Raw genomic sequence first — 22863 nt, 5'->3', positions numbered from 1 at the left:
ACTACTCCTTATAAAAACCGATATCATAAAAATAGTTGTGGATTGCCACATCGTTCAGATGTTCAGCTTATGCCAAAACGCCTAAACAGCTATGGCGACTATGCCAGACGAGCGAATTCTGCGGTGCAGCGACGCCTATCGCAAGTCCATGTGAAAAATTCTTGTGATCGGCTCACTGCACCCCCACTTGTAAGGTAGCTAAATATTAATAATGCACACACATAGCCTTAAGCTATTGCATATATTTATTTTTACAATTTTAGCTATTAGTCGTAGTTGGTTAAAATAAAACTCAATATTTTCCACTGTCATTCACTTATTTTGGAGACGTTATAGATGTCCTTGATCAATACTGAAGTAAAACCGTTTAAAGCGACTGCTTATCTGAACGGCGAATTTATCGACGTTACTGAAGCAGACATGAAAGGTCAGTGGTCTATTTTCTTTTTCTACCCAGCTGATTTCACCTTTGTTTGCCCGACAGAGCTTGGCGATCTGGCTGACAACTACGCTGAATTTAAAAAGCTAGGTGTTGAGATCTACAGCGTGTCTACTGACACCCACTTTACTCACAAAGCTTGGCATGACAGCTCTGAAACCATCGGTAAACTGCAGTACCCGATGATCGCCGACCCGACCTTGCAAATTTCTCGCAATTTCGACGTATTGATCGAAGAAGCGGGTCTTGCTGAGCGCGGCACCTTTGTTGTTGATCCTGACGGTAAAATCCAGATCGTCGAAATCAACGCTGGTAACATCGGTCGTAACGCTGAAGAGTTGCTGCGCAAAGTGAAGGCCGCTCAATACGTTCGTGAGAATCCGAACGAAGTATGTCCGGCTAAATGGAAAGAAGGTGAAGAGACACTTGCTCCTTCTCTAGATCTCGTAGGCAAAATCTAAACCGCCTACTGCTGCCGATACAGGGTAGCCCTTAAGGCAGCGCGACACCCGGGCGACCCCGGGTGTCTTTCTTTGAGTACCCGTGTTAACGCAACCATCGTTTTCCCTATCGCTCTTTCTCATGATGCTGTCTTTCATTTCAACAGCAGCGAGCGTTTTAGGTTGAGAACTCATTACTGCTGACTGCGAGGAAGCCACTGTCATGCTGGACGCCAATTTAAAAAATCAGTTGAAAGCTTATTTAGAAAAAGTGACTCAACCGTTCGAGATCGTTGCGTCCCTCGATGACGGCGCCAAGTCACGTGAGTTGCTAGGCTTGCTCGAAGACATCAGCAGCCTAAGCGACAAGATTACACTGCAAACTGACGGCCAGGATAATCGCACGCCGTCATTTGCCATTAACCGCCCCGGCGAAGAAACCGGCGTGGTATTTGCGGGCATCCCGATGGGGCATGAGTTCACCTCGTTGGTGCTGGCACTGCTACAAGTGGGTGGACACCCCCCCAAAACGTCCGAAGAACTGCTAAATCAAATCAAGGCACTCGACGGTGAAATGCTGTTCGAGACGTATTACTCACTCTCCTGCCAGAACTGCCCAGATGTTGTTCAAGCGCTCAACTTGATGGCAATTTTCAATCCGAACGTTCGCCACGTCGCCATCGACGGCGCGCTGTTCCAGGATGAAGTCGAAGCCAGGGAAATCATGTCGGTTCCCAGCATCTACTTAAATGGTAAGCCATTTGACCAGGGCCGCATGACCCTAGAACAGATTCTCGCTAAAGTGGATACAGGCGCTGCTGAGCGTGAAGCCAAAAAGCTAAGTGAAAAAGCGGCTTTTGATACGCTAGTGATTGGTGGTGGCCCGGCGGGTGCATCCGCTGCGATTTACTCAGCTCGTAAAGGCATCAACACCGGTGTCGCTGCTGAGCGTTTCGGTGGCCAAGTAGCAGACACCATGGGCATTGAAAACTTTATTTCAGTCAGCCATACCGAAGGTCCCAAGCTAGTTAGCGCCCTGGAAGAACACGTCAAAGAGTATGAGGTTGACGTAATGAATCTTCAGCGCGCGACGACATTTAAAGCAGCTGAAACCGAAGGTGGTTTACACGAAGTAATCTTCGAGTCAGGCGCTAAATTAAAGAGTAAAACGCTCGTGCTGGCGACCGGTGCGCGCTGGCGCGAAATGAACGTACCCGGCGAGCAAACGTATCGCAACAAAGGCGTTGCTTACTGCCCCCACTGCGATGGCCCGCTCTTCAAGGGTAAACGCGTAGCAGTGATTGGTGGCGGCAACTCTGGTGTTGAAGCGGCGATCGATTTGGCCGGCATTGTGGGCCACGTCACTCTTGTCGAGTTTATGGGTGAAATGCGTGCAGACGCCGTGCTGCAGAAAAAGCTTAAGAGCCTGCCCAACGTAGACATTATTTTAAACGCTGAAACCACAGAAGTGACGGGGGACGGTAGCCGTGTTAACGGCTTAACGTACAAAGATCGCAACACTGACGAGCTTAAGACCATCGCTCTGGAGGGCATCTTTGTACAGATTGGTCTCGTGCCTAATACCGAGTGGCTGAAAGGCTCCCCTATTGAAATGACACCGCGCGGCGAAATCATTGTCGATGCTCATGGCATGACATCAGTACCTGGCGTATTTGCCGCAGGTGACGTTACCACCGTGCCGTACAAGCAAATTATTATCGCCATGGGTGAAGGTGCAAAAGCATCACTTGGTGCGTTTGACTACTTGATTCGCCACTAACCTGATTCGACATTAGCTAGCCTGCTGGGCGGATCCCCTACCGCCCTTTAGGTTGTTCCTTTGACGTAAAGACCGTGACGTCACGCCCGCTGCTCAGCGGGCGTTTTTTTACCCGTATGGCTAACCAGCGCGACCACACACGGGGCAAGCAGGATCGCGAGGCACTTGGAAGTGGCGCCACTGACCACTCAGGCCTTCAAAAGTGGAAAGGCCTTGGTGCGGCTTCCCTGTGCCGCTCAACAGCTTAAAAGCCTCTATCGCTTGAAAACAGCCGATCAATCCAACCAGTGGTGCCATTACCCCGCTTTCAGCACAGCTCAAGGCTTCATCTTCGCTGTCCCCTGGCGGGTATAGGCACGCATAGCAGGGGCATGTAGGGTTACGAGGATCAAAAACCGCTAACTGCCCAGAAAAACGAATGGCCGCTCCAGAGACCAGTGGTACGCCGGCCTGATGAGCGGCAGCGTTAATCGCATAGCGGCTCGAAAAACGATCCGTGCAATCCAACACCACATCTACCGCTGCGACCAGCGCCTCAAGCGCCTGGCCATCAACGTGCTGTTCCAAAGCGATAACATGGCACTCAGAGTTAAGCGCCTGCATGCTCGCTTTTGCTGAACGCGCTTTATTAGAGCCGATACTTGCCTGTTGGTGAGCAATCTGGCGCTGCAGGTTTGACACCTCTACAGTGTCGGCATCCGCAATGGTTATCTTGCCAACGCCAGCGGCCGCTAAGTAAAGAGCCACTGGGGAACCAAGCCCACCCGCACCAATAATGAGAGCATGAGCGCTTCTAAGGCGTTCCTGCCCCTCAATATCAACCTCAGGCAGCATAATTTGGCGGCTATAGCGTAGCAGCGCCTGATCATCCATCATTAGGCTACTTATCCTCAAATTCCTCGAAATCAGGTACGTGTAAGCTGAAGCTCTCTTTCACTTCCTCCATTACCACGTAACTTTTAGACTCTTTTACTCCCGGCAATGTCAGTACTACGTCGCCTAGTAACTGTCGATATGCCGACATCTCAGGAATTCTACATTTTAAAATGTAGTCAAATTGGCCGGACACCAAGTGACACTCTTGGATTTGCGGCAGTTTCTCAACCGCCCGACGAAACTCATCAAATACAGCAGGTGACTGAGTTTCCAGGCTAATCTCCACAAACACCAACAAATTGGCTTTCAGTGCTTGTGGATCAAGTATAGCTTGATAGCCGCGAATGATGCCCGCACGTTCAAGGCGTTTAACACGCTCTAAACAAGGGGTAGTGGATAAGCCGACTTCAGCGGCAAGATCGACATAGGAAATTCGCGCGTTTTCCTGCAAACAGCGCAAAATTTTAAGATCGATTCGGTCCAGCGTTCTATTTTTTGGTTTCATGGCAGGATCCAATACTGATGAATCAGGCAGTTATTAAAGGTGCCCTAGAGTAACCCGTTCATGACCTCCAACGTCTTGCATACTTTCAACGTTTTGAAAGCCTGCACACGCTAACGCATGACGCACGCTGGCCGCTTGTGTATACCCGTGCTCTAGAGCTAGCCAGCCGCCTTGAGAAAGGTACTCGCGGGCCGTGGTAATCAAGTGCAGTAAATCAGCCATGCCATCAGCACCCGCCACCAGCGCAGATCGTGGCTCAAACCGCACATCCCCCTGACACAAATGCGGGTCGTCAGCAGCAATATAGGGTGGATTACTCACAATAATGTCAAATACAGTCATTTGAGTAGACGGTGCAAGCTCACTAAACCAATCGCTAACCTTGAACTGAGTATTAACGATTTTAAGTGCTTGTGCGTTGCGTGTGGCAAGCGCCACCGCTTCTGGGCGAATATCTACTCCCATTACCTGCCAGTTGGGTTTTTCACTGGCAAAGGCAAGTGCAATAGCACCCGTACCGGTGCCCAGATCAAGAAACCTTCCCTCTGATGCCTGGGCACGCGCTAACACCGCTTCTACCAGAGTTTCTGTATCAGGCCGTGGAATCAGCGTATCTGGCGATGTTGCCAATCGCAGCCCCCAAAACTCACGCTCGCCGGTCAAATAAGCAATCGGCATTCCCTGAGCACGTGCAGCTACTAATGCAGCGAATCTTGCATGCTCCCAGACAGGGCAATGGCGGTCACCCCAAGTATATAGCCACGTACGGTCATGGCCCGTAACGTGGCTGAGCAGCACTTCGGCATCAATTCTAGGGGAAGGCGAACCTACCGCCTGCAGTCGAGTCGTCGCTTGTCGCAAAAGCACATCGAAAGTCAGCACATCAAAGCTCATTAAGCGTCCTGAAGGGCCGACAACTGTTCTGCTTGGTATTCATGAATCAGCGGTTCAATCACATCATCAAGCTGCTCACCGGTAATGACTTCCGTTAGCTTATAAAGCGTCAGATTAATACGGTGATCGGTAATACGACCTTGGGGGAAATTGTAGGTACGAATGCGCTCACTACGATCTCCTGAGCCTACTAAGGAGCGGCGAGCGTCGGCTTGCTCTTGGCGCTGTGAGTCAACCGCATTACGTTTTAGCTTCGCTGCCAGCAACGACATCGCCTTTGCGCGGTTTTTGTGCTGACTGCGCTCCTCCTGACACTCCACCACCACGCCGGTAGGTAGGTGAGTAATACGGATAGCGGAGTCTGTAGTGTTAACGTGCTGCCCCCCCGCGCCGCTTGAACGGTAGGTATCAACGCGCAGGTCTGAAGGGTTAATATCAATATCCCCCACGTCGTCCACTTCAGGCATCACGGCTACCGTGCAGGCAGACGTGTGTATCCGGCCTTGCGATTCTGTCGCAGGCACCCGCTGTACGCGGTGCGCGCCAGACTCAAACTTCAAGCGTGCATAAACTCCATCGCCTTTCACCCGAGAAATAACTTCTTTGTAGCCGCCCTGCTCACCGTGGCTTGCGCTGACCACCTCAACGCGCCAGCCGCGCTTTTCAGCATAGCGGGAGTACATACGAAACAAATCGCCAGCAAAAATAGCCGCTTCATCTCCCCCCGTTCCTGCACGCACTTCTAAGAAAACGCCGCGGCCATCATCGGGGTCTTTAGGTACCAGCAAGCGCTTCAGCTCGGTGTCCAGCGCTTCTAGCTGCTCTCGCCCGTCACTGATTTCCATTTCCGCTAGCTCGCGCATATCTGGGTCGCTATCGCGGCTTAACTGCACGGCTTCTTCGATGCTTTTTTCCACCGCACCGTAACGCTGCCAGGCGGCCACCAGTTCTTCTAATTCAGCGTACTCTCGGGAGTAGTCGCGAAAACGCTGCTGGTTATTAATCACCTCAGGATCAGACAGCAGCATTGCCAGCTCTTCGAAGCGGTCGGCAAAGCTATCTAGGCGTTGGCGCAAAGTTTCTTTCATGCGGGTGTATCATCCTTCTGGCGTTTTACCGCGGCCACTGGTTGCTCAAAAGCAGGCTTAGCAGGCAGTAGTAGATTGGGCGCGGCATTCAGCAATTCGTTATTTTCTTGGGATGCAGCGTCGCGCAGGGCAAGTGTAGGCTGGTGCATCAAACGGTTCGCCAGCTGGTGGGCTAAGCGTTCAATCACCTTGGCAGGATCTTCGCCCTTTGCTAACCGCTCAAGGGCTTGCTCGCGAGAATGGTCACGAATGGCCTCACCGTGACGTCGATAGTCGCGAATGATTTCACCGCCATTACGAATTCGTCGTTCGTGCTGCCAGCTGCCCACCCCATGCTCTATGAGTGATTCGGCCTGATCGGCGGCGACCTGACGGTGACGACGGTTCTCCTCAATGACCTCTTGTAAGTCATCAACGGTATAAAGAAAAACATCTGCCAGTTCACCCACTTCGGGCTCAATATCACGAGGTACTGCAATATCGACCATAAAGACCGGGCGATGGCGGCGCTTCTTCAGCGCACGCTCCACCATCCCCTTTCCAAGAATAGGCAGTGGCGAGGCAGTAGAAGAAATGACGATGTCCGCCTGCTCTAACGCCTCTGGTATTTCTGGCAGCGTAATAGCGGTCCCCCCAAGTGGGGAAGATACTTGCTCAGCGCGCTCACGGGTCCGATTGGCTACCGTAAGATGTCGCACGCCCGATTCATGAAGATGGCGCGCGACCAGTTCAATGGTCTCTCCTGCGCCGATCAAAAGCGCTTTGGCACGGCTAAAGTCATCAAAAATACGGCTCGCCATACTGACAGCCGCATACGCGACTGAGACCGGGTTTTTACCGATACCCGTTTCCGTGCGTACTTGCTTGGCCACCGCAAACGTGTGCTGGAATAACCGCTCTAGTTCGCCCCCCAGCCCGTTGGCTTGGCGGGCCTGCTGATAAGCATCCTTTAACTGGCCAAGTATCTGTGGTTCACCCAGCACCATAGAGTCCAGGCCAACGGCAACACGCATTAGATGGCGCGCAGCATCGTTGTCAAGATAATGGTAAGCGCAGCGGGTGAGGTCTTCGACGCGCAAGTTATGAAAGCGCCCAAGCCAATCCAGCACGGCGTGCTCACCAGCGGCATCCGTCACACAATAAAGTTCGGTACGGTTACACGTCGAAAGCACTGCCGCTTCGCTAATTTGTGGCAGGTTGCGCAGTTCCGTCAACGCGCTTTCTAGCTGCGTTGGCGTAAAAGCCACCTGCTCACGTACGGCCACACTGGCAGTACGATGATTTATTCCCAGGGCAAGAAGCGTCATGCGTTATGCGTCTTCGCTAGTGGATCGGTCGTCACGTCACTTATCGGTCTAAAGGTCCGAAACTTGCTCAAGCAAGTTTGAGGAGTGGGTAAATACTAGGGTAAATACTAGGATAGATACTATGAACAGGTACCATGGATTGCACCACCCTACTTCGTTTTCAAAGTGAAATATTCTATCACAGCACAGCATGTTCTGGCGCACACCACTTTGCCGCAGGCAACCAAGCCGCTATGCTGAGCATTCGGCCACCTGATCGAGAGACGCATGCCCCTTCGCGCGACACTACTGGGTCACCCCCTATCATTACTGGGTTTACCCCTACTGCCTTTGGCCGCAACGCTATTATTGAGCGGCTGCCAGCTGTCACCCTCTTCTCAGGAGAACGGGTTTCAGGATAGTGCTTACGATCCCATGCACTCCGCACCGCCAATTACACGTGGGCTGGACGCTGAAGGACTCGGCTCGCTGCTGGCAGCAGAACTTGCCGGACAGCGGGGTGATTATCGCTATGCCAGCCAAGGCTACTTGGAAGCTGCTAGGCGCTATAGCAATGCCGCACTGGCCGAACGTGCTACCTTTGCCGCACGCTTTGGTAATGATGTGGCATTAATGGAAGCCTCAGCGATACGCTGGCGTGAACTAGCACCCCAAGCAGAACTTCCAAACAGATTGCTGGCAACGCTCTCGTTACAACGAGGCGATTGGCTGGATAGCCTAGAGCAACGCTTAGCAATTACTCAAGCAGGAGGCAACGGCGAAATAGCCGCTTTTTCTGAGGCTGCCGTGGCTGAAGAGGCACCGCTGGACCTGTTAGTTCAGCCACTGCGCGATTATCTTGCTAAGCCTGGCGCTCAGCAAAATGAATTCCATAGTGATGTTTTGCTTGGCGCTGCATTGATCGAGTCCGCCCTGGGGCAAACGCGTCAAGCGCAACAGTATCTAGATCAAGTAACCCTGCACTCACCCGCTTCTGCCGCTCTGTGGCTGGCTAAGGCACGTCTGGCACTAGAGACAGGCGATCATCGCGATGCTAAACGAGCCGCTCAACAAGGGTTAGATTTAGCACCTGATGATGTCCGTTTTATATTAATGCTCGCCCAGGCCGAAATTCGTCTGAACAATATTGCTGCTGCAGAAACACAAACCAACACCCTGCTAGAAACACATGGTGGTAATGAAGAGTTGCGCATTGCTCTCGCCCAACTTTACCTGGAAGAAGGTCATAGCGAGCCCGCGTATCGGCTACTACAGCCCCTTATTGGCCAGGACCGCGTGCCCGACATAGCCTACTTTTTACTGGGAGCTATCGCTCAATCCCAAGGTGAAGTTGATAACGCGCTGCTTTATTATCGGCAAGTACAAGGTGGCAACGAGTTTCTACCGGCCAGGGCCACTGCCGCACGCATGCTGATTGAAAATGATCGCCTGCTAGATGCTCGCGCTATGCTGCGCATTGAGCGAATGCGCTATGACAACTACTTCGGCGATCTGGTAATGCTAGAAGTACAGCTACTCGATGAACTTAATCTGCAAGAAGAAGCAACGGCATTGCTCGATAGAGAAATTACCCGTACACCAGACGACACTAGCCTGCTTTATTTAAGGGCAATGCGTGCATGGGAAAGGGGCGATGTACAGGCCATGGAGAACGATCTACGTCAAATATTGCGTACTGAGCCTGATAACGCCGAAGCATTAAATGCGTTGGGCTATACGCTAGCCGACCTTAACCTCCAAGGGCGTCTTGAAGAAGCCCGTGAGTTAATAGAGCGCGCTTATGAAGCAGACCCTAACAACCCAGCAGTTCTCGATAGTATGGGCTGGGTTTATTTTCGGCTTGGTAAACCAAACGATGCACTTGCCTGGCTAGAAAGCGCCTATGCGCAAATGCCAGACCAAGAAATTGCTGCTCATTTAGCGGAAGTACTTCACGCACTAGGGCGCAGTGAAGAAGCGCGCCAACTCATTGAACGATTTCTTCAGCAGGCAAGATATCACCCGCAAATCGATGACTTACTTAAGCGTCATCCTGAACTAACGCCGTTAAGCACGCCCTAATACGACATTCTTATATAAAGACAGTTTACGCAGTACTGACATGGAGCCAGTTTATGTTGATCAATTCTCTGCCCGCGAGCCGCTTAGCCATATACCGTCGCTCAACCCGTTTGCTAATGGCCAGTATTGCTCTGTTTGCGCTTGCAGGCTGCGCCACTCAAGCGCCTGTAGATGATGGCGGACGCCAGGCTGGGCAATGGGAACGCCAACAGCCAGACGTTGAAGCCTTCGACACCTGGACACTGGTGGGCAAAGCAGGGCTCCGCACCCCCCAGGAAAACACCAGTGCTAACCTCGATTGGAATCAACATCCTCACTATTTCCGCATGCTGATCAGTGGCCCCTTCGGCGGCGGACGCAGTGTACTCGAAGGACGCGAAGGACGTTTTTCGCTAACCACTAGTGATGGCCGCTTTGAAGCAGAAACGCCGGAAGCATTAATGGAAGAGCAACTCGGCTGGGCACTGCCAGTTCGCGCTATGCCTGATTGGGTACGCGGCCTGCCAGGCAAGCACGCCAGCTATCAGTTGGAAACAGACGAACTCGGCTTCCCTAACCACTTGCAGCAAGACGGCTGGGAGATTGATTACCGTGACTGGGAGCAAGTAGAGGGCATATGGCTACCTCGTCGACTAGTAATGAACTACGGCGACCTACGGATTACGTTAGTCGTAAATCAGTGGCAGTCCACTGACCAGGATAACTAGGCCAGCAGAGAGATCACATGCCTGCAAAAATCTCGTCGCTGACCCTGCCTGCGCCCGCTAAGCTAAACCGTATGCTACATATCGTGGGCCGTCGCCAAGACGGCTACCACGAGCTGCAAACGCTTTTTCAGTTTATCGATTTATGCGATTACCTTACCTTCACGCCACGCGCTGACAGCGTGATTACGCTTTCAAATGCGCTTAGTGGCGTTGCCCATGACGATAATTTAATTGTACGAGCAGCACAATTACTGCAACAGGCAAGTGGCGTTCAGCAAGGAGTCTCTGTTGCCATTGAAAAAAAGCTACCGATGGGAGGCGGCCTTGGTGGTGGAAGCTCCAACGCAGCGACTACCTTAGTCGGTTTAAATCATCTGTGGCAGCTCGGGCTAAGTAAAGAAACACTTGCGGAGCTGGGGTTGACGCTAGGTGCCGACGTCCCGGTGTTTATTCACGGCCATAGCGCTTGGGCGGAAGGGGTTGGCGAAAAGCTTACTCCTGTCACACTAGATATGCCCTGGTTTGTAGTAATCCATCCAGCTGTTAGCGTCTCAACACCTGCAATCTTCCAAGACCCAGAATTGACACGCGACAGCCTCCCCATTACTATGGCGCGCGCACTGCAGGGGGGAGCGCCGGAGTGGCGTAACGACTGCGAAGCTATCGTCAGAAAACGCTATCCGCCAATTGCGGAAGCACTAGACTGGCTCACGCAGCATGCACCTAGTCGGTTGACCGGTACCGGCGCCTGTTTGTTTGCGGCTTTTGATTCACAACAAGCCGCGCAAACCGTCGCACATATGGCAAGTCAACATTGGCATTCATGGGTAGCGCGCGGACTCAACACCTCTCCCCTACAAGATGCTCTGGGCCGCTGAAAGCGCCCGGTCATCGCATTAGGTTTATTGCTGGGGTATCGCCAAGTGGTAAGGCACCGGTTTTTGGTATCGGCATTCCCAGGTTCGAATCCTGGTACCCCAGCCAACCTAATTATGATCTGCGTTTTCTCCCCTGATCCCCAACACTGCAAAGGTGGCTGCGCGTGTCAAAATTGATGGTTTTCACCGGGAATGCCAATCCCGAACTCGCTCAAAAGATTGCCGAGAGCTTAGACAGCCGTATGGGTAATGCTACGGTCGGTCAATTTAGCGACGGCGAAATCGCGGTCGAGATCAATGAGAACGTGCGTGGTAAGGATGTATTCATCCTGCAATCCACCTGTGCCCCCACGAACGATAACCTGATGGAACTGATTCTGATGGTGGACGCCCTGCGTCGCGCCTCAGCTGCCCGTATTACGGCAGTCGTTCCCTATTTTGGCTATGCACGCCAGGATCGTCGTGTCCGCTCTGCTCGCGTTCCCATCTCAGCAAAAGTAGTCGCTGATATGATGGTAAAGGCAGGCGTTGATCGCGTCATGACGATGGACCTACACGCTGACCAAATTCAAGGTTTCTTCGACGTGCCGGTTGATAACGTTTACGGCTCGCCCATCTTGCTGGATGACATTGAGCGTCAGAACTATGACGACCTTGTTGTCGTTTCCCCTGATGTAGGCGGCGTTGTGCGCGCCCGAGCTATCGCCAAACAACTCAACGCTGATCTTGCCATTATTGATAAGCGTCGCCCCCAGGCCAATCAGGCCCAGGTGATGCACATCATCGGTGAAATCGAAGGCCGCACCTGTGTGGTTGTTGATGACATGATTGATACCGCTGGCACGCTCTGCAAAGCTGGCGAAGCGCTGAAAGATCACGGCGCAGCACGCGTTGTCGCTTATGCAACACACCCGATATTGTCTGGCCCTGCAGTCGACAATATTACCAACTCGGTGCTGGACGAGGTTGTCGTGACCGACACCATTCCGCTTTCCGACACTGCCCGTCGTAGCGGAAAAATTCGCCAGCTGAGCGTTGCTGGACTCATTGCGGAAGCTATTCGCCGGGTCAGCAACGAAGAATCCGTTAGCGCGATGTTCCATTAATCGCCTAACGTCATAGCCCCCTACTGGGGCCCTGGAGACGTCGTCGTCTGGTCGCGGACGGCGGCGTTTCCTTACTTAAACCAAGAGGCAAATTAAATGTCTGATTTTATCCTAAAAGCCAGCGTTCGTAACGACCTGGGGAAAGGTGCGAGCCGCCGCCTGCGTCGTGCGAACCAACAAGTACCGGCCGTTGTTTATGGCGGTGAGAAAGGCGCTCAGTCTATCTCTGTAGAAAAAACTGCTTTCTACAAAGCGATTGAAGACGAGTCCTTCTTCTCTTCGGTGATCAAACTGGTCATCGACGGTACTGAAGAGCAAGTGGTTGTTCGTGACCTACAGCGCCACCCCTTCAAGCCGTTGCTAACTCACGCTGACTTCTTGCGTGTTGACGCCACTCACGAAATCACCATCAACGTGCCGCTGCACGTCATTGGTGAAGAGAAGTGTGTTGGTATCAAAGATCAAGGTGGCGAACTGCATACCCTGGCCAACGAAGTCGCGATCAGCTGCTTGCCGAAAGATCTTCCGGACTACCTGGAAGTTGACATCAGCAACGTCGAGCTAGGCACTACCCTTCACCTATCTGACCTGACCTTGCCAGCAGGCGTTACGTCTGTTGACCTGTCTCATGGTGAAGAGCATGACAACGCTGTTCTGAGCATCACCAAAGTGAAAGTACGTGGTGGTGATGACGAAGATAGCGAAGGCGAAGGCGAAGAAGAGCCAAGCGCTGAGTAAGCGTTAGTCACGGTGTTGCTAGCTGATGCTTTTCAGCACCGTCTGGGCCATGCCTGCATGGCCCAGGGATGATAAAATCAAGCGCTTCGGCGCTTGATTTTTTTTTGCAGTCAGACATACGTCGAAAATTTCGTCTAGAAATTTTTTATGAGGTGGGACAATGAGCCAGGTAACGGCCATTATTGGCCTGGGCAACCCCGGTGCAGAATACGATGCAACTCGCCATAATGCAGGCTTCTGGCTGGTAGATGCTATTGCACGCAGCGCACATACAGAGCTTCGTCCGGAAAAGAAGTTTTTGGGCCTATACGCCAAAGCGCGGGTTGGCGACCATGAACTGCACCTTCTCAACCCCACTACGTTTATGAATCGCAGCGGCGCTGCTGTCGCAGCGCTCACACAGTTTTTTAAACTAACGCCTGACAATTTACTGGTCGCTCATGATGAGCTAGACCTTCCGCCAGGACAGGCACGCTACAAGACCGGCGGTGGCCATGGCGGCCATAACGGCCTGCGGGACATTATTAGCGCGTTAGGCAACCAGAAACAGTTTCATCGGGCAAGAATTGGCATTGGCCACCCTGGTGAAGCACATCAGGTCGTTAACTATGTGCTTGGCCGACCCGGCAAAGCTGAACGGGAAGCCATTGAAAGCGCCTTGGATGAGTGTCAGGCCACGTTGCCACTTGTACTCTCTGGCGACTGGGCTAAAGCCATGAACCGCCTTCATAGCGTAAAATAGCAGCACACTTTATAAGCAACCTTAAAATCAGGCGTTCTAGCACGCCCTTTTTCAATATTGGCAGGCGCTTCCCTTGTTGCGCTGCCCTAGCGGCCAGGAAGTAATTTATGGGTTTTAACTGCGGTATCGTCGGCCTACCTAATGTAGGCAAATCCACACTTTTTAATGCGCTAACAAAATCTGGTATTGATGCAGAAAACTTCCCGTTCTGCACCATTGAGCCGAATGTAGGCATTGTACCGATGCCTGACCCGCGTCTTGATAAACTTGCAGAGATTGTTAAGCCGCAAAAAGTGCTGCCGACAACAATGGAATTTGTCGATATCGCAGGCTTGGTTGCAGGCGCCTCCAAAGGCGAAGGTTTGGGCAACAAATTCTTGGCCAATATTCGCGAAACCCAGGCGATCGCCCATGTGGTGCGCTGCTTTGATAACGACAACGTAATCCACGTTGCCAACCAGGTAGACCCACGGGCGGATATTGAAACGATCAACCTGGAATTGGCGCTTGCCGACCTGGATACTGTCGAAAAGGCCAGCCAACGTCTTGTTCGCTCAGTGAAAGGCGGCGACAAAGACGCCACTGCTACCAAGGCAATTCTTGACCGTATCCAGCCACACCTCGCTGAAGGGATGCCGCTGCGCAGCTTTGGTCTTGATGAAGACGAGAAGCGCCAGATCAAGAGCTTCGGCTTCTTAACGCTCAAGCCCACCATGTACATTGCCAACGTTAATGAAGACGGCTTTGAAAACAACCCTTACCTGGACATCGTAAACGAGATTGCGGCAGAAGAAGGTGCCGCCGTCGTGCCGGTATGTAACCAGCTAGAAGCTGAAATTGCCGAGCTGGATGACGAAGAACGCAGCATGTTCCTCGCTGAAATGGGTATGGAAGAGCCAGGGCTTGATCGCGTCATTCGCGCAGGCTATGCCCTGCTTGGTCTACAGACATATTTCACCGCGGGTGTTAAAGAAGTCCGCGCTTGGACAGTAAAAGAAGGCGCCAGCGCACCAGAAGCGGCAGGCGTAATTCACACCGATTTCCAGAAAGGTTTTATCCGCGCCGAGGTGATTGCTTACGAAGACTTTGTCTCACTCAATGGCGAACAAGGGGCTAAAGACGCAGGCAAATGGCGCTTAGAAGGCAAGGATTACATCGTGAAAGATGGCGATGTTATCCACTTCCGTTTTAACGTCTGATTAAGCAATCGTTTGACACAAACGAAAGAAACACTTGACGGGTGGCGAGTCACTGAGTAATATTCGCCCCCGTTGAATGGCTACGTAGCTCAGCTGGTTAGAGCACATCACTCATAATGATGGGGTCCCCTGTTCAAATCAGGGCGTAGCCACCACACGAATATTAAAGGCCCGCTGACACAGTCAGCGGGCCTTTTTCGTTAACGGGCCTTTTTTGTTAGTAAGCAGCCATGCTCAGCGCAACTCAGCACGGTTCAAAAACACCGTCAAAGCCCGAGTCAAATAATCCACGTCTCGGGAACCTGCTGTTTCACGCACAGAATGCATTGCCCACTGAGGGAGGCCCACATCAATTGTCGGCACGCCCACCTCAGTAGCAGTAATCGGCCCAATAGTGCTACCACAGCCCATGTCTGCACGAGTAACAAACGACTGCACGGGAACCTCTGCCTCGCGGCATACATCTCGAAACAGCGCCCCCGTCACACTATTAGTGGCATAGCGCTGATTGGCATTCACCTTAATAACCGGGCCACCATTAATCGTAGGACCATGACGCTCATCGTGTTTATCCTGGAAATTAGGGTGTAACGCGTGAGCATTATCACAGGAAATCATAAGCGACGATTGAATCAACTGAATCAGCGACTCTTCAGTAGCGCCACCCACCTGAACATTCAAACGTTTCAGCACATCGCCCAAAAATGGCCCCTGCGCACCACAGGCGCTGGCACTACCTACTTCCTCATGATCATTGGCGACTAGCAAGGCACCTTGGCTCGCATCGCAGGCTAGCAGTGCTTCAAGACCGACAAAGCATGACAACAGATTGTCTAGCCGCGCACTAGCAACCAACTCCTGACGTAGACCTACCAACGATGGCGGTTGTACATCGTAAAATCCCAGCTCAAAGTCGACCACCTCCACAGCGCGCAAGCCGTGCTGCTCTTCTAACCACTCAGCCAACACGTCGCTTAGCTGTGCACTGTCGCTCTGCATCACGACGGGCGACATTTGCGTTTGCGGGTTAATCTCCCGACCAGCATTCACGTCACGGTCTAGATGAATCGCCAGACTAGGCACTATAGCAATCGGCCGATTGACGTTTAGTAGCACGCTTTCTAAACGACCATCGGCATGGCGCACATGCACGCGACCTGCCAATCCCAGGTCGCGATCAAACCAAGGAGCCAATAGCACCCCCCCATACACCTGCACCCCAAACTGTAACCAGCCTGCTGCGTATTGAGTAGCATTGGGCTTTAATCGTAGCCCCGGGCTATCCGTATGAGCACCTAACATACGCAGGCTGGTTAACGTTTTAGCCGGCAGTTGAAAGGCAATGAGTGACGAATCATTGCGTGTCACGTAATAGCGCTTACCTGGCTCAAGCTGCCAGCTTGCCGTCTCTTCAAGGCGCATAAAGCCCGCCTGCTCCAAACGCTCCGCCATGCAGCGTGTCGCATGCCATGGCGTGGGCGACTGGTGCAGAAAATCACATAGCCGCGTTACACGATCCGCGTTGAAAGCTTCGGACATAGAAATCCTCATAACAGTAATGATTGAGTATCACAGGGTAAATGACCTGCTACAATGCTCCCTCGGCCTACGCAACTCATAGGCTATCTGCGGGTCTAGGGAAGAATGAGTGTACACAAATCCGGGAGAGCTTGACTGATGAGCTTGTTTGCAACGCTTTCGCGCTCGGTCGCCTTTGCTGTGATGCTGGTAGTTGCCAGCCCAGCAGCGCTGGCGCAACTTGAGCCGACCGACGAACAACGCCAAGCGGCAGTGGAAATAGCTGATTCACTTCGCTACGGGCATTATGCCGATATTAACTTCGACGAGCAGTGGTCAGCGGAAGCTTTCCAACGCTATCTAGATATTCTGGACGGCCAGCGCTCCTACCTATTGCACCGCGATATAGAGCCTTATCGCCATTTAGAGCGCGATATGGCGCAAGCGCTGTTCGATGGCGACCTTGACGATGCGTTTGCACTTTATAATCGCCTAAGCGAACGCCATACCGCACGCCTTGAGTGGTTACTAGAACGTCTTGATGAAGGACTTTCATTCGAGTTCGATAGCGACGAACGCTTAGAGGTCGATCGCGAAGAGGCCCCATGGGCAACTCGGGAAAGTGAATTGGACGAACTGTGGCGCAAACGGCTTAAAAACGATGCGCTAACACTTGCCCTGACTGACCAAGATGACGAGCAGATCGAAGACAATCTGCGCCAGCGCTACGAAGGTCAACTTTCCCGTCTGCGCCAATCAGAGTCTGAAGACGTGTTCGGACTAATTATGGCAGCCGTCTCCAGCACTATCGACCCTCACACCGGCTACCTCTCTCCTCGCCAAAGTGAATCATTTGATATTCAAATGAGCCTTTCACTTGAGGGTATCGGCGCACTGCTTCAAGCCGACAGTGAGTACGTCAAAGTTTCTAGCTTAGTTCCCGGCGGGCCAGCTGACCGTGCCGGCGTGCTTGAACCTGCCGATCGCATTATCGCTGTAGGCCAAGAAGACGGTGAAATGGTCAACGTAGTAGGAATGCGCCTAGACAACGTCGTTGACCTGATTCGCGGCCCGAAAGGCTCTGTTGTTCGCCTAGATGTGGTGCCGGCTCAAGCTGTAGACATGACTCGCTCACAAATCGTCGAGATAACCCGCGATACGGTTAGTCTAGAAGATCAGGCAGCCAGCAGCGAGGTGATTAATATTGAGCGAGACGGAAAACCTCATCGTATCGGGGTGATTGATATTCCAACGTTCTACGTTGACTTCGATGCCTGGCAGGCAGGCGAAGATGAGTACCGCAGCACCACCCGAGATGTTGCTAGAGAAATTGAAAATCTCAAGAAAGAAGGCGTGGAAGGTATCGTTCTGGATCTACGCAACAATGGTGGTGGCGCACTGCAAGAAGCCAATTCACTCATCGGCCTATTTATTGATCGCGGCCCCACCGTCCAGGTTCGCGACGCCCAAGGGCGCATCCAGCTCTATGGCGACACTGAAGCAGGCACAGTTTATGATGGGCCACTGACCGTACTGGTCAACCGCCTCTCTGCCTCAGCATCAGAAATCTTTGCAGGCGCTATTCAAGACTATGGCCGCGGCATTGTGGTTGGCACCCCCACCTTTGGCAAAGGCACCGTGCAAACGCTGAACGATCTTAGCCATGGTCAAATCAAACTGACCCGCGCTAAGTTCTACCGTATTTCGGGTGACAGCACCCAAAACCGCGGCGTTGAGCCAGATATTATTTTCCCTAGCCTGATCGACCCTGAACGCATCGGCGAAAGTAGCCTCGATAACGCCCTTGCTTGGGACACCGTGCAGAACGTACAGTACCGCCGCTATGGCTCTCCTGAGAACGCGCTAGCCGCACTCTCCTCCCAACACGAAGAGCGCGCCAAGGAGAACCCTAACTTTCGCTACCTAGAGCGCCAGTCTGCCTTAGCCCGACAGCTACGCGAACAGCACACCAGCGTTAGCTTGAACCGTGATCAGCGTCAACGAGAGCTGGAAGCTCAAGAAGCAGAGCAGCTTTCTCTCGAAAACCAACGCCGCCGCGCTTTAAACTTACCTGAGCTAGAAGAGTGGATGGATGCCCGCGGCGATAACTCTCAGTCCGAGGGTAGCGAAGCAGACGAGGCTAACGAAGATGATAAAGAGGAAGATATGCCAGCTGATCGCGCCCATGTGCTAGAAGCTGCTGAAATCTTACTCGACTATGCCCATCTTCAAGGCACACAGCGGATGGCTAAACGTTAAGCGAACGGCTAAGCGCTAAGCTGTCATTACTAAAAACGCCGACTTTTGGGTCGGCGTTTTTTTATTGGCTAACAATTAGCACAATGCAGCTCGCCGCGCCGGTCGGTCGCCCATTTTAGCTAGCCGCAGAACTAACGCCTGAAGGCGCGTGGCACTGCCTTCAGCACCAGCGTCAATAATAGCCTGCGCCCACCCAGGCAGCCTAGGCGACAAACGGTAGTAAACCCACTGCCCTTCCCGCTGATCGACAAGCAACCCACATTGGCGAAGCTGTGCTAAATGACGCGATACTTTAGGCTGCGACTCTTCCAGCGCATAGGTCATTTCGCACACACACAGCGATTGCTCTTTCGCAACCAAGAGCACCAGCATTAAACGCGTTTCGTCGCTTAGACACTTAAAGACCTGTAGCGCATGCAAACTGGCAGCTTTTCCCACGGGCACCTTCCCAAATAGTAAGTATCCGACACAGTCTATATGCCTCTAACCGTTAGGCACAAAAAATCACCCAAAATGCCATGGCACACTGAGTATTATCACCTACAAGGTATTATCAACGGATAACGAAAAGATGAGGCTGTCGACTTCAGCTGTAAGACTTCAACTATAAATTGCGCGAGAAATCTTATGCAATAAGCGAAGCATACGGAAGATAAATAGAGGGAATAAAGAGAATAGAAAAACTAAATGGCTCCCCGAGCAGGACTCGAACCTGCGACCCAATGATTAACAGTCATTTGCTCTACCAACTGAGCTATCGAGGAACATTATGATTTGCTGCTGTGTTTAGAGCGGAGCCACTGAAATCAGAATAAAACCTGCTTCAGTATGTTGGCTCCTCGAGCAGGACTCGAACCTGCGACCCAATGATTAACAGTCATTTGCTCTACCAACTGAGCTATCGGGGAACGTTTACCGCAAACGGCAGTGACAGCAGAACAGCAATTTGGCTCCTCGAGCAGGACTCGAACCTGCGACCCAATGATTAACAGTCATTTGCTCTACCAACTGAGCTATCGAGGAACTGCTCAAACACGGTGCGTAGTATACTGATAGAAACGCTCGGGTCAAGTATCGATTATAGGTGAACGCTAGCCCCAGGTTTCTTGTATCCGTATAATGCGGTCATTCAACGGCGACGCGTTACACTGCGCTAAGCTGCACCCATGTTTTCATTCATCCCTCGTCCCCCGACGACTCATAGATGACAGGTACCGATGGCGAAGAAGCTCTTTATCAAAACGCACGGCTGCCAAATGAACGAGTACGACTCCTCGCGTATGGCAGATCTGCTCGGCGAATCTCACCAGCTGGAATTGACTGATAACGAAAAAGAAGCTGACGTTATCTTGTTAAATACTTGTTCTATTCGCGAAAAAGCGCAGGACAAGGTATTTCATCAATTGGGTCGCTGGAAAAAGCTCAAAGACGCCAATCCAGACCTCGTGATTGGTGTTGGCGGCTGTGTAGCAAGCCAAGAAGGTGAAGCGCTACGTAAGCGCGCGCCTTTTGTCGATATGATTTTTGGCCCACAAACGCTTCACCGCGTGCCAAAAATGTTGGACGCACGCAATAACAATCAGATTGCTGCGGTCGATGTCACTTTTCCAGAAATCGAAAAGTTTGATCACCTGCCGCAGCCCAAATCTGATGGCGCAACCGCCTTCGTTTCTGTCATGGAAGGCTGCTCGAAATACTGCACATTCTGTGTCGTGCCTTATACCCGCGGTGAAGAAGTCTCCCGTCCCTTTGAATCAGTTATTGATGAAGTGATTCACTTGGCCGATCAAGGGGTGCGAGAAATTAACCTACTTGGTCAAAACGTGAACGCTTACCGTGGTGAAAACGACGATGGCGATGAGATCGACCTCGCAGAGCTGATCGCCTGCGTTGCCGCAGTGGATGGCATTGATCGCGTCAGGTTTACGACCTCTCATCCGGTCGAGTTCACCGATAGTCTCGTAGACGCCTTTGCCGATATCCCGGAGTTGGTGAGCCATTTACATCTACCGGTACAATCTGGCTCTGATCGTATTTTAAGTGCCATGAAGCGTGGCCATACCGCTGAAGAGTATATCGAGAAGATGGAGCGTATTCGTGCCAATCGCCCGGACATTAGCTTCTCTTCTGACTTTATCATCGGCTTCCCTGGCGAGACGGAAGAGGATTTCGAAGCAACGATGGACCTGATTCATCGCATTGGCTTTGATCACTCGTTCAGCTTTGTTTACTCGGCACGCCCAGGCACGCCAGCGTCTGGCCTACCGGACGAAACGCCAGAAAGTGTCAAAAAACAGCGGCTTGCCATTTTGCAGGAGCGAATTCTTCAACAAGCAGCGCAGATCAGCCGACGCATGGTAGGCACTACTCAGCGCGTTTTGGTATCCGGTTTCTCACCGAGAGACCCCGGCCAACTTTCAGGGCGCACCGAAAATAACCGTGTGGTTAACTTCCGTGCAGCCAACCCTACAGAGCTGATCGGCTACTTTGTTGACGTGGAGATCACCGAAGCGCTGCCCAACTCGTTGCGTGGCGAACTCGCTTCTCCCGAGCGTTATTAACTGCTCGCTTATCCTAGGTAATTGCCCCGGCGAGGCCGGGGCAGTAAGCTGAGTCTCACACACATCAACTAACGGGTTTTTTACTCTTGAGCCAGCCATCACCTCAGGCCAATCGCATTATCACACTAAGCCTTGAACCCAATGACCCGCAGCGACTAGCTAGCCTGTGCGGCCAGCAGGACGAGCACCTAAAGCTGATTGAAAGCCGCCTGGACGTGACCTTGCGCAATCGCGGCAATGTGTTTCAGCTGGCCGGGGCCGCTAACCGCATCAAAGCTGCCGCCAATGTGCTTGAGCATCTTTACCGTGAAACAGCGGCAGAAGAGCTTGACGCAGACACGGTTCACTTATTCCTTCAGGAATCTGGCTTAGAAGCGCTAGAAGAAGATGATGATAGCGAAGGCAGCAGCGACGACGTGATCATGCGTACTCCGCGCACAATGATTAAGCCCCGTGGTCTTAATCAGCAGCGCTACGTACAAAGCATTCGCGAACACGATATCAATTTCGGTATTGGGCCTGCGGGTACGGGCAAAACGTACTTGGCGGTTGCCGCGGCGGTAGAAGCGCTAAATCAACAGGAAGTGCGACGTATTCTGTTGGTACGCCCAGCGGTAGAAGCCGGTGAAAAGCTTGGCTTCTTACCCGGCGACCTTGCCCAAAAAATTGACCCTTACCTGCGCCCACTTTACGACGCACTGTACGAGATGATCGGTTTTGAGCAGGTCGCCAAACTCATTGAGCGCCAAGTAATCGAGATTGCCCCGCTCGCCTATATGCGTGGGCGTACGCTGAATAACTCTTACATCATTTTGGATGAAAGCCAAAACACCACGCCGGAGCAGATGAAGATGTTCCTGACGCGAATTGGCTTTGGCTCAACGGCGGTGATCACCGGCGATATTACCCAAGTGGACCTTCCACGCGGACAGCGCTCTGGTCTTTCGCAGGTGCTGGATGTTCTTAAAGAAACCCCTGGCATCGGCGTCACTCACTTTGCTGCAAAAGACGTCGTGCGTCACCCGCTGGTTCAGCGCATCATCGAAGCCTATGATGAGTTTGAATCGGAGCAGGAAGTGCAGGAACGCGCTCGGCGTGAAGCGCGCCAGCAGGAGCGTGAGGCCCGCATGCAAGCGCTTGAACGCGCAGGAGAGGCACCACGATGAGTGACATCGTGATTGATCGCCAGGCGGCCATCAACGAACCGCTACTTCCTTCCTTAGAACAGCTCACCCACTGGGTGGGCTGTGTCTTTTCACGACATCCTGATGACGAGCGTCTAGAACTGACAATTCGCTTTGTGGATGAAGCAGAAAGCCAAGCTCTCAACAGAGATTACCGTGGTAAAGATAAATCAACCAACGTGCTCTCATTTCCTTTTGAGAACCCACCCGGTGTCTCTTTACCATTACTGGGCGACTTGATTATTTGCCATGCCGTTGTTGCCCATGAGGCCAGCGAGCAGCAGAAGCCTATTGAACATCATTACGCGCACATGGTGGTACACGGCACGCTGCACTTAATGGGCTATGACCATATTGAAGAGCAGGAAGCAGAAGAAATGGAGCAATTAGAGCGTGAGCTTCTAGCTACTCTCGATATTCCTGATCCTTATCATGAGTAAGCTGTTACCCTGGCCGATAAATTGCTTTTAGGGTGGTGTAACCCTTCACTCAGTGATAAAACGACAGACTGTTTAGTCGCTGCCATCTTCACATAGCTATTTTTAAGTGCTGCATTGACGTACTGTTTGCACACAACGATT

The 22863-nt window shown here is 52.2% G+C and carries 20 protein-coding genes and 5 tRNA genes; 15 read left to right on the top strand and 10 right to left on the bottom strand.

Features of this window, described 5'->3' with window-relative positions; genetic code table 11:
* Positions 1 to 336: 336 nt before the first annotated feature.
* Together ahpC and ahpF are read left to right on the top strand one after the other, a co-directional pair.
* Complete coding sequence (ahpC, locus tag CR46_RS0104140) at positions 337 to 900, top strand: alkyl hydroperoxide reductase subunit C (protein WP_030070245.1); 564 nt, start codon at positions 337 to 339, stop codon at positions 898 to 900.
* Between the two features lie 202 nt (positions 901 to 1102).
* Positions 1103 to 2659, top strand: coding sequence for an alkyl hydroperoxide reductase subunit F (gene ahpF, locus CR46_RS0104135; RefSeq protein ID WP_030070244.1), 1557 nt, complete (start codon positions 1103 to 1105; stop codon positions 2657 to 2659).
* A gap of 120 nt (positions 2660 to 2779) precedes the next feature.
* On the opposite strand, the gene CR46_RS0104130 is transcribed toward ahpF, so the two are convergent.
* From CR46_RS0104130 to hemA, 5 genes are read right to left on the bottom strand one after another with little or no spacing between them, the layout of a single operon-like run.
* Positions 2780 to 3535 (bottom strand): HesA/MoeB/ThiF family protein, encoded by a 756-nt coding sequence (locus tag CR46_RS0104130; RefSeq protein ID WP_030070243.1) that lies wholly within the window; start codon positions 3533 to 3535, stop codon positions 2780 to 2782.
* 4 nt (positions 3536 to 3539) lie between these two features.
* On the bottom strand, positions 3540 to 4040 hold the full coding sequence (locus CR46_RS0104125) for an Lrp/AsnC ligand binding domain-containing protein (protein ID WP_030070242.1): 501 nt from the start codon (positions 4038 to 4040) through the stop codon (positions 3540 to 3542).
* Positions 4041 to 4073: 33 nt separating this feature from the next.
* Complete coding sequence (gene prmC / locus CR46_RS0104120) at positions 4074 to 4919, bottom strand: peptide chain release factor N(5)-glutamine methyltransferase (protein ID WP_030070241.1); 846 nt, start codon at positions 4917 to 4919, stop codon at positions 4074 to 4076.
* A gap of 14 nt (positions 4920 to 4933) precedes the next feature.
* The gene (gene prfA, locus CR46_RS0104115) at positions 4934 to 6022 is read right to left on the bottom strand and encodes a peptide chain release factor 1 (RefSeq protein ID WP_030070240.1); all 1089 of its coding nucleotides are present in this window, start codon (positions 6020 to 6022) and stop codon (positions 4934 to 4936) included.
* Entirely contained in the window at positions 6019 to 7329 is a 1311-nt protein-coding gene (gene hemA / locus CR46_RS0104110) for a glutamyl-tRNA reductase (protein ID WP_030070239.1), read from the bottom strand. The genes prfA and hemA overlap by 4 nt, the downstream gene beginning before the upstream one ends.
* Positions 7330 to 7596: 267 nt before the next feature.
* On the opposite strand from hemA, the gene CR46_RS0104105 reads away from it, so the two are divergent.
* The 9 genes from CR46_RS0104105 to CR46_RS0104065 all read left to right on the top strand — a co-directional run bounded on the left by CR46_RS0104105 (position 7597) and on the right by CR46_RS0104065 (position 14915).
* Positions 7597 to 9390 carry a tetratricopeptide repeat protein gene (locus CR46_RS0104105; RefSeq protein ID WP_030070238.1) on the top strand — a complete coding sequence of 598 codons (1794 nt, stop codon included), beginning with the start codon at positions 7597 to 7599 and terminating at the stop codon, positions 9388 to 9390.
* A gap of 53 nt (positions 9391 to 9443) precedes the next feature.
* The gene (gene lolB / locus CR46_RS0104100) at positions 9444 to 10097 is read left to right on the top strand and encodes a lipoprotein insertase outer membrane protein LolB (protein WP_030070237.1); all 654 of its coding nucleotides are present in this window, start codon (positions 9444 to 9446) and stop codon (positions 10095 to 10097) included.
* Positions 10098 to 10114: 17 nt separating this feature from the next.
* A complete protein-coding gene (ispE, locus tag CR46_RS0104095) occupies positions 10115 to 10975 on the top strand; it encodes a 4-(cytidine 5'-diphospho)-2-C-methyl-D-erythritol kinase (RefSeq protein ID WP_030070236.1) in 861 nt (286 codons plus the stop codon).
* Positions 10976 to 11006: 31 nt separating this feature from the next.
* Positions 11007 to 11081: transfer RNA gene (locus CR46_RS0104090), tRNA-Gln, on the top strand.
* Between the two features lie 58 nt (positions 11082 to 11139).
* Positions 11140 to 12081 carry a ribose-phosphate pyrophosphokinase gene (locus CR46_RS0104085; protein ID WP_009722639.1) on the top strand — a complete coding sequence of 314 codons (942 nt, stop codon included), beginning with the start codon at positions 11140 to 11142 and terminating at the stop codon, positions 12079 to 12081.
* A gap of 96 nt (positions 12082 to 12177) precedes the next feature.
* Positions 12178 to 12819, top strand: coding sequence for a 50S ribosomal protein L25/general stress protein Ctc (locus CR46_RS0104080; protein WP_030070235.1), 642 nt, complete (start codon positions 12178 to 12180; stop codon positions 12817 to 12819).
* A 160-nt stretch (positions 12820 to 12979) separates the two neighbouring features.
* The gene (pth, locus tag CR46_RS0104075; RefSeq protein WP_030070234.1) at positions 12980 to 13561 is read left to right on the top strand and encodes an aminoacyl-tRNA hydrolase; all 582 of its coding nucleotides are present in this window, start codon (positions 12980 to 12982) and stop codon (positions 13559 to 13561) included.
* 107 nt (positions 13562 to 13668) lie between these two features.
* Positions 13669 to 14760 (top strand): redox-regulated ATPase YchF, encoded by a 1092-nt coding sequence (ychF, locus tag CR46_RS0104070; protein ID WP_030070233.1) that lies wholly within the window; start codon positions 13669 to 13671, stop codon positions 14758 to 14760.
* A 78-nt stretch (positions 14761 to 14838) separates the two neighbouring features.
* Positions 14839 to 14915, top strand: a tRNA-Met gene (locus tag CR46_RS0104065).
* A 79-nt stretch (positions 14916 to 14994) separates the two neighbouring features.
* Here the strand turns inward: CR46_RS0104065 and CR46_RS0104060 are convergent.
* Entirely contained in the window at positions 14995 to 16299 is a 1305-nt protein-coding gene (locus CR46_RS0104060) for a M18 family aminopeptidase (protein WP_030070232.1), read from the bottom strand.
* Positions 16300 to 16437: 138 nt separating this feature from the next.
* Here CR46_RS0104060 and CR46_RS0104055 point away from each other — a divergent pair, with 138 nt between their 5' ends.
* Positions 16438 to 18537, top strand: coding sequence for a carboxy terminal-processing peptidase (locus CR46_RS0104055; protein ID WP_030070231.1), 2100 nt, complete (start codon positions 16438 to 16440; stop codon positions 18535 to 18537).
* A gap of 75 nt (positions 18538 to 18612) precedes the next feature.
* On the opposite strand, the gene CR46_RS0104050 is transcribed toward CR46_RS0104055, so the two are convergent.
* The 4 genes from CR46_RS0104050 to CR46_RS0104035 form a co-directional block, all read right to left on the bottom strand.
* A complete protein-coding gene (locus tag CR46_RS0104050; protein ID WP_030070230.1) occupies positions 18613 to 18975 on the bottom strand; it encodes a metalloregulator ArsR/SmtB family transcription factor in 363 nt (120 codons plus the stop codon).
* Positions 18976 to 19225: 250 nt separating this feature from the next.
* Positions 19226 to 19301: transfer RNA gene (locus CR46_RS0104045), tRNA-Asn, on the bottom strand.
* A 68-nt stretch (positions 19302 to 19369) separates the two neighbouring features.
* Positions 19370 to 19445 (bottom strand) — tRNA-Asn (locus tag CR46_RS0104040).
* Between the two features lie 39 nt (positions 19446 to 19484).
* Positions 19485 to 19560, bottom strand: a tRNA-Asn gene (locus CR46_RS0104035).
* Between the two features lie 194 nt (positions 19561 to 19754).
* On the opposite strand from CR46_RS0104035, the gene miaB reads away from it, so the two are divergent.
* From miaB to ybeY, 3 genes are all read left to right on the top strand, one after another.
* The gene (gene miaB, locus CR46_RS0104030; RefSeq protein WP_030070229.1) at positions 19755 to 21098 is read left to right on the top strand and encodes a tRNA (N6-isopentenyl adenosine(37)-C2)-methylthiotransferase MiaB; all 1344 of its coding nucleotides are present in this window, start codon (positions 19755 to 19757) and stop codon (positions 21096 to 21098) included.
* An 86-nt stretch (positions 21099 to 21184) separates the two neighbouring features.
* Complete coding sequence (locus tag CR46_RS0104025) at positions 21185 to 22264, top strand: PhoH family protein (RefSeq protein WP_030070228.1); 1080 nt, start codon at positions 21185 to 21187, stop codon at positions 22262 to 22264.
* Complete coding sequence (gene ybeY / locus CR46_RS0104020; protein WP_030070227.1) at positions 22261 to 22722, top strand: rRNA maturation RNase YbeY; 462 nt, start codon at positions 22261 to 22263, stop codon at positions 22720 to 22722. Before CR46_RS0104025 ends, ybeY begins: the two co-directional genes overlap by 4 nt.
* The last annotated feature ends 141 nt before the right edge of the window (positions 22723 to 22863 follow it).

It is taken from the genome of Vreelandella neptunia, assembly GCF_000712975.1.
Classification (GTDB): domain Bacteria; phylum Pseudomonadota; class Gammaproteobacteria; order Pseudomonadales; family Halomonadaceae; genus Vreelandella; species Vreelandella qaidamensis.
Note: the sequence above shows the minus strand (reverse complement) of the source record. Positions and strands in the feature narration are given on the sequence as shown.

What these genes read in the sequence shown, in the direction of transcription:
- ybeY (WP_030070227.1), top strand. Translation starts at nt 22,261, where the DNA reads ATGAGTGACATCGTGATTGATCGCCAGGCGGCCATCAACGAACCGCTA.
- ispE (WP_030070236.1), top strand. Translation starts at nt 10,115, where the DNA reads ATGCCTGCAAAAATCTCGTCGCTGACCCTGCCTGCGCCCGCTAAGCTA.
- CR46_RS0104125 (WP_030070242.1), bottom strand. Translation starts at nt 4,040, where the DNA reads ATGAAACCAAAAAATAGAACGCTGGACCGAATCGATCTTAAAATTTTG.
- ahpF (WP_030070244.1), top strand. Translation starts at nt 1,103, where the DNA reads ATGCTGGACGCCAATTTAAAAAATCAGTTGAAAGCTTATTTAGAAAAA.
- pth (WP_030070234.1), top strand. Translation starts at nt 12,980, where the DNA reads ATGAGCCAGGTAACGGCCATTATTGGCCTGGGCAACCCCGGTGCAGAA.
- prfA (WP_030070240.1), bottom strand. Translation starts at nt 6,022, where the DNA reads ATGAAAGAAACTTTGCGCCAACGCCTAGATAGCTTTGCCGACCGCTTC.
- hemA (WP_030070239.1), bottom strand. Translation starts at nt 7,329, where the DNA reads ATGACGCTTCTTGCCCTGGGAATAAATCATCGTACTGCCAGTGTGGCC.
- CR46_RS0104060 (WP_030070232.1), bottom strand. Translation starts at nt 16,299, where the DNA reads ATGTCCGAAGCTTTCAACGCGGATCGTGTAACGCGGCTATGTGATTTT.
- ahpC (WP_030070245.1), top strand. Translation starts at nt 337, where the DNA reads ATGTCCTTGATCAATACTGAAGTAAAACCGTTTAAAGCGACTGCTTAT.
- miaB (WP_030070229.1), top strand. Translation starts at nt 19,755, where the DNA reads ATGGCGAAGAAGCTCTTTATCAAAACGCACGGCTGCCAAATGAACGAG.
- lolB (WP_030070237.1), top strand. Translation starts at nt 9,444, where the DNA reads ATGTTGATCAATTCTCTGCCCGCGAGCCGCTTAGCCATATACCGTCGC.
- CR46_RS0104080 (WP_030070235.1), top strand. Translation starts at nt 12,178, where the DNA reads ATGTCTGATTTTATCCTAAAAGCCAGCGTTCGTAACGACCTGGGGAAA.
- CR46_RS0104055 (WP_030070231.1), top strand. Translation starts at nt 16,438, where the DNA reads ATGAGCTTGTTTGCAACGCTTTCGCGCTCGGTCGCCTTTGCTGTGATG.
- CR46_RS0104105 (WP_030070238.1), top strand. Translation starts at nt 7,597, where the DNA reads ATGCCCCTTCGCGCGACACTACTGGGTCACCCCCTATCATTACTGGGT.
- ychF (WP_030070233.1), top strand. Translation starts at nt 13,669, where the DNA reads ATGGGTTTTAACTGCGGTATCGTCGGCCTACCTAATGTAGGCAAATCC.
- CR46_RS0104130 (WP_030070243.1), bottom strand. Translation starts at nt 3,535, where the DNA reads ATGATGGATGATCAGGCGCTGCTACGCTATAGCCGCCAAATTATGCTG.